This window comes from Acinetobacter sp. YH01008 (genome assembly GCF_013420435.1).
Lineage (GTDB): Bacteria > Pseudomonadota > Gammaproteobacteria > Pseudomonadales > Moraxellaceae > Acinetobacter > Acinetobacter pseudolwoffii.
Genome location: NZ_VOYD01000051.1, coordinates 1 through 7748, shown reverse-complemented (window position 1 = coordinate 7748; position 7748 = coordinate 1). Strand labels below are relative to the sequence as shown.

The window sequence follows — 7748 nt, the reverse complement described above, 5'->3', positions numbered from 1 at the left end:
ATATGCTTTTGGATGTCTAGTTGGGTGTTGTGTTGGTCGATCAGGTCATTTATTTGATTGATCCATTTTGTTTTAAAAAATAAAGGCTCTTTTTTGCGTAGTTCTGATATTGCAGAACTCATCGTGTTTAATTTTGTTGTTAATTTTGATAATTCTTCATTTTGGAATTCAGAAAGTTTCTGAGAAGTTTTTTCTAAATACTCAGCTTGAGAGTATTGAAACTGAAGCTCACTTCGTACTTTTTGAACAAGATCCTCAGATACTTTGATGTTTTCATCCAGTGCGATGACCTTTTTGATTTTTAAATTACGTAGCTTAATTTCATCATTTTTCAGACTAATTTCTGTAAATATTCCTCGTCTCCGGAGGTATGTCGCTTGAGGACCTTCGTGCTGAGTTGCTTCTAGGTCACTTTCCTGGTCTTCATAACTTCTGTGATCGACACGTTCATCAAATCCATTTTGTTTCAGGTGGTGATTGCATAATTCTGCAAATGATTCTCTCCAGTGGCTTACAGTTTCTGTGCCATTGTCACGACTGAAGTCCCTATATTTTTTTGCTGAAAAGTCACCATGCTCATTAATACTTCGGGTGGTGAACATGATGTGTGCATGGTAGTTGCGTTCATCACTTCCACTGTCTGTATGCGGTGCATGAATAGCAGCGTCAACGATGACACCATATTTTTTAACGAGGTTTTGGCAAAGTTCATTGAGCATATTTTTACGCTGTTCAGCGTTTAATTCACCTGGAAATGCAATTTCAAATTCTCTTGCAAGTAATGCATCTTTTCTTCGTTCGGCTTTTTCGACTTTGTTCCAAAGTGTCTGACGATTGAGTAACTCGGTATTTGTATTTTCGGGCGCATAGATTTCTGTAAATTCGACACCAGTTTTTTTTGTGTAGTCTTGTTCTTTTCCATAGAAATTGCATACCAATTTTTCACCTGAACGATATGCAGCACAAGCAACGGCTGATCGTCCATTACCTCTACTAATCGTTTTAACTGAAAAATGATATATCGCCATTTTGTTTTGCTCTTTATTTCGATTTATCGAAATTACCAACATGAATATGTTGGTCTGGGGATTACAAAGGGGATTTACCCCTTGTCGCACCATTGGATGAAATCCAATGGCTAAGTGCGCCCTTCGGGAAAACCACGATAGCATGGGCTGTCTTGAATTTCAATTCAAACAGACCTATGCTTGAGGGGGATTCCTTGAGATGGTGATGGTATGAGTGTTGAAACTTTAGAGCAAAAAATTGCAAAGCAAGAAGAACGATTAAGACAACTAAAAGCACAAAAACAAGCTATTGCTGCTCGTGAAAAAAAGAAAAATTCTGATCGACAAAGAAAAGATGATACTAGACGTAAAATTCTACTGGGGGCTTGGGTTCTAAACAAACTGAAAAATGATGAATCTTTTAAGGGTCAACTAACCGATTTTGAAAAGTTTTTAAGCACGGAAAGTAAGACTGAAGAAAATAGGCAGAAAGATAAAGATCTTTTTAATGGCGTTATATGGAATAACACCTAAATTTCGCATATGAGATTTTGTATTAAATAAAAAAACAATCCCCTAAAAATAGGGGATCTTGTTAGTAATGGAATCGACATTGAATTATAGAGATTCGTTCATCTGTCACTTCATAAACTAATCTATGCTTTTCATCAATCCTACGACTCCAAAATCCTGAAAGATTAGCTTTTAAAGGTTCTGGTTTTCCTGTTCCTTCAAAAGGTGTTCGCTGACATTCTTTGATTAAGGTATTAATACGCTTAAGTATCTTTTTATCCTGTGTCTGCCAATAGATATATTCATCCCAGGCATTATCAGTCCATTCGACGTTACGATTCGTCATCCTCAATCAACTCTCTGTGTTTTGTTTTCCCTGCACGTAATTGAGCAATTGATTCATTTAAACGACTTGCATTATTTGGAGATGAAAGGAGATATAACGTTTCCATTAAGCTATCGTAATGATCTTGTCCCATTACTACAGCATGGCCACCTTCTTTTCTTGTAATAAAAGCAACGTCTACATCATCAATTACTTTATCTAAAACAGATTTTAAATTGTTACGTGCGTCCGTATATGTAAATACATGCATATATCTATCCCTCATAGGGTAAGCTGCGTCAAAACGCTGCTAGCTAGACTACCTAGGCGGTAGTGATTGAAACTTTACAATCCTAAATGTACAGAATACTGTACATATTGTCAATTTCGTATAACAGCCATTATGTTAAGTGGGTATGTTTTTCCGCTGAATAGTGAATTAAGAATGCTCTATAAAATCATTTGTTATTTGCCTTTTAAAGAAGGATTTATCTATGGGAAAGTGGCAATTAATACTTTCTTTACTTCATCTGACGTATTTGGATCTACTTTAAGCTCATTAACGGCTTCAATAATCCGTTTACGAACAGCTTCATTCTCTGGCAGTGAACCCTTAATCTCATGTTCTTTCTGAGTGAGTAGCGAAGCATTATTAAGAGCACCCAGAGCCAAAATTTGAACCTTTGGGTTCGTATCCTTTAAATAAGGAATAATATCGTCTGCTGCTTCAATTGGGTCTAAATTCGTTAGGGATACAAGAATTACACTTAATGCATCAGGGTTCGATTCATTTTGTTTCAACAAATCAACTAGCTTATGGATTTTATCTTCTCGTGAATATGTAGGGCTATCATTAGACTTCCTTCATAAATCATTTTTCAATCAATTTAATTGTTTATCTTTCACCCAATCTAAATTGTATATGCCAGCAAGTAAATTAAACCGCAGGTTTAATCTTTTACGACGATTTCTATATACACAAGATAAAATCTTAAAACATTTCATCCTTCCAAATACATGCTCTACTTGAATTCGTCTACGACCAATCTCTCTATTTAACTTTTTTAATTCAGAATCTAGTTTTTCAGTTTTCTTTGCTTTAGATGGCATGAGGCATCCAAAACCCAATTTCTTTATCCCTAAATACCCCTTATCAACAATAAAAAAGGGCTTAAATTTTAATTTCCTCATGCTTTTTTTAAATATTTTAAAATCATGCATGCTTCCATGACTTCCACATACACTCAGTATTTCACCTGTTGTATAGTGCATAGATAGCTGAAATTTAAAGGTATGTCGCTTTTTTTTACCGCTATACCATTTCTTCTGTTTTTTTTGGACGTTGAACTAATATTTCAGTTGCATCAATCACAACAACTTCCCAATCCACTTCATCTCGATTAGGAAGTTGTTTTGGCAAGTTAAATTTTCCAGAACCGATTAAGGTATCTTCAATAACACGTGTGATACGAATTGCACTCGTTTCAGATACACCGTAACTCATACCAAGATGGAAAAATGTTCGATATTCTCTCCAATATTCTATACATAAGAGCAAACGATCTTCCAACGGTAATTTATGCGGTCGTCCTTTACCAATATGACGAGGTAAATGCTTATTTAGCTCGGCCAACATGAGGTTAAATGTAGCCCAACTAACACCGGTAAGCCTACGAAACTTAACGTCTGATAATTTTTGAATATCTTTGAATTTCATCCAAGGATTATCCCTTGAATTAAATAATTTTGCTGATTAATTTAAGATCAAATAAATTGTACGTTTTTTGATTTATGACGGAAGTCTATTAATAGCAATCGTACTTTTTACCCATTTAGGAGGCATTCCATGAGGGAGATTGGGCGCATTGTTAGTGATACCGTCATTAGCATTAAGAGTATTACGGTTGGAACTGATCTTTTCTTGAGTTTCCATCAGCTCTTTACTATGTACATCATCACTTTTTTTGGCAAAAATAAAAAATCCAATAAAAGCTACTACGATTGCCGTAATAACTAAATAAATCAACTTACTATTATTTTTCATATTACCTACGTTTTTAAATAAGAATGTTGTTACATCAATAGAAAAAGCATCAAAGAAACTTTAAATTATATTATTCACCAATTAAATAGGCTCATTCAACGCTTTTTCCAAGAGTTGATATAGTGTAATAATTATTGAGTAAATAAGAGAATTAAGTTAATGAAATACTCAAAAGAAAAAATAGTAAAAGCCCTATTACTTGCTCCTTTACCACTACTTTTTTTCACAGCATTGCTATTTATCATAATGAATCGTGAATATAGTCTATATTCAATTTTTGTGGTTTTTGCAGGGCATGGTCTTGTTTACTTAGCTTATAGTATTTTGACAGTACCTTTTAGCTTTATGGTCTCAATTCTTTTAAATCGTTATAGTATTCTTAATTTGCTAACTATCTGTATTAGCTCTTTAATTATTGCTATGCCATTTTTTGTTCTTTTTGGATGGAGCCATACAGGCGAAGTTTCGAAAGAATGGTGGAAGATGTATACCGACACTTGGACTATCTTTATGGCTCTAATTCCAGGCTTGTCTTATTGGTTATTTTTAACTGATTTTAAAGTTAAAGAATTATTAAAGAAAAAAATAATATATTTCAATATATTAGCTTTTATTTTGACTTATTTGTCTTTGTTTCATCAGAAATATACATTGATAGACCGGATAGTTGTAGACAAGCTTGGAAAAGTTGAAGTTATAGGAGGAGGATTTCCATTACAGTTTTTAGTAGATGGTGAAATATCTCCAGGCGGTAGTATAGCGCTAGATCCTTTAAATATTATTATAGGAATAGATCAATTCATTTTTTTATATTTTATTCTTGATTATTTATTTTGGCTTATGTGTCTTTTAGTCGGTTATGCGTTTTTTCGAAAGATAAAAGTGAAATTATAATGTCTAAAATATTTATAAAATTAGGAATTTTACTTGTAGGTCTATGTCTACTTCTAATCATTAATTCATACAAACAGAAATTAAATCATGATAAAGAGATGGCAACACAGACAACAATACTTTTCTTTAATTCACTTGCTAAACATGATCTAGAATCAGCAATCAAATATGTTTGGCCAGATGCGCGATTACATAAAGATTTAAAAAGTTCTGAAAGGTTTCTCTCTTTCAAAGACTCAAAAATTTTAGAAGTAGTAAGGATTAATTATGATTCAGCGGAAAGTAGACCTGAGTATTATCAAGAATTTTATAAAATTATTTCAGTGATGGTAAAAGTTAAAGTCGTCCATATAGATGATGCTGGTAGTCCAGTAGGTGACTATATTTTATTTATTACTCTTGTGAAACAATCTCCTCAATCTGATTGGCTAATTACAGAATTTGGTAGTGGGCCTTAAGATAGTAATTATAGAGAAAAGCTAAAATTAACATAATACACCTTATACGAAATGCTTTGATTTATCCCTTCTAAATCATTATCTTACTTTGAGCCGTTCCAGTATTCAGCGCACTGGAACGGCTTTTTTGTGACTATTCACGTTCCACGCCTATTCTTTGATCAATGTTTCACGGTTTTAATTAAATAAACTGAATAATTCAATCTGCACGATTTAAGCGATTATCTTGAATAAGATCATCCAATTTATCTTCTAAATCTTCAATCTTATATTTGAGCGATAAAATAGAATTTTTTAAACGCTCATTTTCAGGAGCATCAGGATTTTTTAATTGATTAAAAATTTCTAATAATTCGTTGCGATTAGTGCTTAACCTTTCAATGTCACTTTCAATAGCCATTCTTGGTGTCCACAGAGCAAGTAAAATTTGCTCATAGTCTTTGAGTTCTTGATGGCTCATTGCATCTAATTCAGCTCTAGTTTTCATGGTTTAAAATCCGTCTTGCTATGAAGAGCTTTAAAAATCCGCTTTGCTGTTTCCTCTCTTACACTTTTCGGATCTCGTAAGATGCCACTAATCCAAAGGGCAAAACTAGGATAGTCCTGGAAGTTACTTAGGTCTGATAGCTCAGAAAGTTTAGATAAAATAGCACTGTACTTGTTAATTTGAGCATCAGACAGGTTGCAGAACATATCTATTGTTTTTGGATCTCGCTCAGGAGCTATTAATTTTGGCTTAGATTTTTCTTTCACAGTGAACTTAAAGCCGACAACAGAACGTCCTTTTTTAACTGGACTATAGTCAACTGTTACATCGGTAAATTCATTAATTTCATCTAATGAGCTCTTCAAAACTCTTCGTTTTAAGTTCCTCAAATCTCTATAAGATTCTGGTAAACCAAACTCTGTAAACATTTCATCTAGCGTTAATTCAAAGCCATTTTTTGCCTGATTTTTTTTCGCTAAATGGTAAAAGTCTATTGAGTAGTCTTTTTTTAATTTTAGAACTACATCTTTTTTATAACGAGTGTATGGATTGTATTTATCTAAAATTTTCAACATCACCAAAACAATAGATGTAAACCTTAAAGATATCCCTGCATCTTCATAAGTAGCATCAATTACCCAGTTAGAGTAGACCTTTTTCCCCCTATCATTAACGTATGAAAAGGACCGATCTACTAGTTTTTTTGACGCATTTTCAATTTGTTTATAAGCAGAATTGACTTTGATACCACAGTCATCAGCAAATTGTTGAGCAGATATTAAGATTTGATCTTGTTCACTTGCATCGACATTTCTAGCAATCGGAGAAGCCATAATTAAAATTCTTTTTTCATCTACAGACATGCTTTTAAAGCATTCAGTAACTTTGTTTTGAATAGCCATTGTTGTTACTGGATAAGATTTATCATAACTATTTTCTTTATTCATTCAGATATCAAACCTTATAAAAAATGAACATGATTTTTGTACCCTTATGAGAAAACAATGTACACCAATAAACATAAGGGTACAATAATTTATTTGTACCCTTTATCATGCTATTTGTACCCTTTAATCATGCTATTTGTACCCTTTTAAACGATAAAATCATGCTATTTGTACCCTTTATCATGCTATTTGTACCCTTTTAACGCTTGAAACTATTGCTGCATAAGGTTTTCAGAGGGTCTAAAAGCTTTTAAAAGCTTTTTAAAAGAATAAAAGGGAATTTATTTCCAAAGTGAGTTATTAAAACTGCCCTTGGTACTCGCTAAAGCTCGTACTCTATTGAAGCTCGTTTCACTCGCTTCGTGGGGGCAGTTTTTTGCATATATGATCAAGGATTCAAAAAGCAAAACATGAATAATGCATTCGCTATGCTCATGCTTTTTGACGAGCAAAAGCATCAATACTTCGCTCGTAGACACTCGCTAATCACTGTCCCCAGTAATTCAATAAAAAACGGTTTTTCAGAGGGGGAATAAGCAACCTTTCGTTGTGTCACTCGTAGACACTCGCTAAAAGGCTCTCATTTGCGTTTTAAGCGATTTTATTTTTATCAACTATAGTTTTACTGTATTTCTATCAAAAGTCGCTAAAACCCCCGTTTTTTTGCGCTTAAATGGGATTGCTAAGGCGTGTAGTCATGGTTATTGTCATTTTCTGGCTTTTTAGGCTCATTTCTCTGCTGTTTTTCTTGTTCTTGGCGTCTTAAAAATGCCAAATGTTCTTGTTGCTCTCGTTCTTGTGCATAGCGTTGTTCTTGTTGCTCTCGTTCTTTACGTAACTGCTGTTCTCTAGATTCACGATCTTTTCGGTCGTTTTCGAGCTGTATTGCTCTTTTTTGGGAAAACTCTTGCTGCGCTTCGGTCTCAATTTTTTTTGTAAAAGCCGTATGCAATTCTTGGATTTTTAGATCTTCCATTTCTTCTGCATATAGTCGCTTTTGTTTTTCACCATTTTGAGGACTAAAGTATTTATTTCCATAGTTATCTTCTTCAAATATATAACTATTTATGATC

The 7748-nt window shown here is 33.5% G+C and carries 11 protein-coding genes and 3 pseudogenes; 4 read left to right on the top strand and 10 right to left on the bottom strand.

Annotated elements, in window-relative coordinates; all coding sequences use genetic code 11:
- Positions 1-1028 (bottom strand): MobQ family relaxase (mobQ, locus tag FTT75_RS15015; protein WP_180186798.1); only part of this gene is annotated, 1028 nt, incomplete at its 3' end.
- A 210-nt stretch (positions 1029-1238) separates the two neighbouring features.
- Here mobQ and FTT75_RS15010 point away from each other — a divergent pair.
- The gene (locus FTT75_RS15010; protein ID WP_000110201.1) at positions 1239-1541 is read left to right on the top strand and encodes a hypothetical protein; all 303 of its coding nucleotides are present in this window, start codon (positions 1239-1241) and stop codon (positions 1539-1541) included.
- Positions 1542-1602: 61 nt separating this feature from the next.
- Here the strand turns inward: FTT75_RS15010 and FTT75_RS15005 are convergent, their stop codons facing one another.
- The 6 genes and pseudogenes from FTT75_RS15005 to FTT75_RS14980 all read right to left on the bottom strand — a co-directional run bounded on the left by FTT75_RS15005 (position 1603) and on the right by FTT75_RS14980 (position 3889).
- Complete coding sequence (locus tag FTT75_RS15005; RefSeq protein WP_000184943.1) at positions 1603-1866, bottom strand: Txe/YoeB family addiction module toxin; 264 nt, start codon at positions 1864-1866, stop codon at positions 1603-1605.
- Positions 1853-2116, bottom strand: coding sequence for a type II toxin-antitoxin system Phd/YefM family antitoxin (locus tag FTT75_RS15000; protein ID WP_000557944.1), 264 nt, complete (start codon positions 2114-2116; stop codon positions 1853-1855). Before FTT75_RS15000 ends, FTT75_RS15005 begins: the two co-directional genes overlap by 14 nt.
- A 221-nt stretch (positions 2117-2337) precedes the next feature.
- Positions 2338-2649, bottom strand: a complete 312-nt coding sequence (locus FTT75_RS14995; protein WP_180186797.1) for a hypothetical protein — start codon at positions 2647-2649, stop codon at positions 2338-2340.
- A gap of 78 nt (positions 2650-2727) precedes the next feature.
- Positions 2728-3120, bottom strand: a pseudogene (locus tag FTT75_RS14990) (transposase family protein); the annotation flags it as partial.
- A gap of 37 nt (positions 3121-3157) precedes the next feature.
- Complete coding sequence (locus FTT75_RS14985) at positions 3158-3562, bottom strand: transposase family protein (protein ID WP_017395860.1); 405 nt, start codon at positions 3560-3562, stop codon at positions 3158-3160.
- Between the two features lie 72 nt (positions 3563-3634).
- The gene (locus FTT75_RS14980) at positions 3635-3889 is read right to left on the bottom strand and encodes a hypothetical protein (protein ID WP_180186795.1); all 255 of its coding nucleotides are present in this window, start codon (positions 3887-3889) and stop codon (positions 3635-3637) included.
- A gap of 159 nt (positions 3890-4048) precedes the next feature.
- Here FTT75_RS14980 and FTT75_RS15940 point away from each other — a divergent pair.
- From FTT75_RS15940 to FTT75_RS14970, 3 genes and pseudogenes are all read left to right on the top strand, one after another.
- Positions 4049-4459 (top strand): annotated as a pseudogene (locus FTT75_RS15940) (hypothetical protein); the annotation flags it as partial.
- Between the two features lie 30 nt (positions 4460-4489).
- A complete protein-coding gene (locus FTT75_RS15935) occupies positions 4490-4783 on the top strand; it encodes a hypothetical protein (protein WP_224223041.1) in 294 nt (97 codons plus the stop codon).
- Positions 4784-4881: 98 nt separating this feature from the next.
- Positions 4882-5241, top strand: coding sequence for a DUF4829 domain-containing protein (locus tag FTT75_RS14970; protein WP_257221082.1), 360 nt, complete (start codon positions 4882-4884; stop codon positions 5239-5241).
- 199 nt (positions 5242-5440) lie between these two features.
- Here FTT75_RS14970 and FTT75_RS14965 read toward each other — a convergent pair whose 3' ends face one another.
- From FTT75_RS14965 to FTT75_RS14955, 3 genes and pseudogenes are all read right to left on the bottom strand, one after another.
- Positions 5441-5728: a hypothetical protein gene (locus FTT75_RS14965; protein WP_000857160.1), complete on the bottom strand. Its 288-nt coding sequence runs from the start codon at positions 5726-5728 to the stop codon at positions 5441-5443.
- On the bottom strand, positions 5725-6675 hold the full coding sequence (locus FTT75_RS14960; RefSeq protein WP_001031297.1) for a replication initiation protein: 951 nt from the start codon (positions 6673-6675) through the stop codon (positions 5725-5727). Before FTT75_RS14960 ends, FTT75_RS14965 begins: the two co-directional genes overlap by 4 nt.
- Positions 6676-7357: 682 nt before the next feature.
- A pseudogene (locus FTT75_RS14955) lies at positions 7358-7748 on the bottom strand (mobilization protein (MobL-like)); the annotation flags it as partial.

Coding starts and splice junctions, on each gene's coding strand:
- FTT75_RS14960 (WP_001031297.1), bottom strand. CDS start 6,675: ATGAATAAAGAAAATAGTTATGATAAATCTTATCCAGTAACAACAATG.
- FTT75_RS14970 (WP_257221082.1), top strand. CDS start 4,882: ATGGCAACACAGACAACAATACTTTTCTTTAATTCACTTGCTAAACAT.
- FTT75_RS15005 (WP_000184943.1), bottom strand. CDS start 1,866: ATGACGAATCGTAACGTCGAATGGACTGATAATGCCTGGGATGAATAT.
- FTT75_RS15000 (WP_000557944.1), bottom strand. CDS start 2,116: ATGCATGTATTTACATATACGGACGCACGTAACAATTTAAAATCTGTT.
- FTT75_RS14980 (WP_180186795.1), bottom strand. CDS start 3,889: ATGAAAAATAATAGTAAGTTGATTTATTTAGTTATTACGGCAATCGTA.
- FTT75_RS15010 (WP_000110201.1), top strand. CDS start 1,239: ATGAGTGTTGAAACTTTAGAGCAAAAAATTGCAAAGCAAGAAGAACGA.
- FTT75_RS14985 (WP_017395860.1), bottom strand. CDS start 3,562: ATGAAATTCAAAGATATTCAAAAATTATCAGACGTTAAGTTTCGTAGG.
- FTT75_RS14965 (WP_000857160.1), bottom strand. CDS start 5,728: ATGAAAACTAGAGCTGAATTAGATGCAATGAGCCATCAAGAACTCAAA.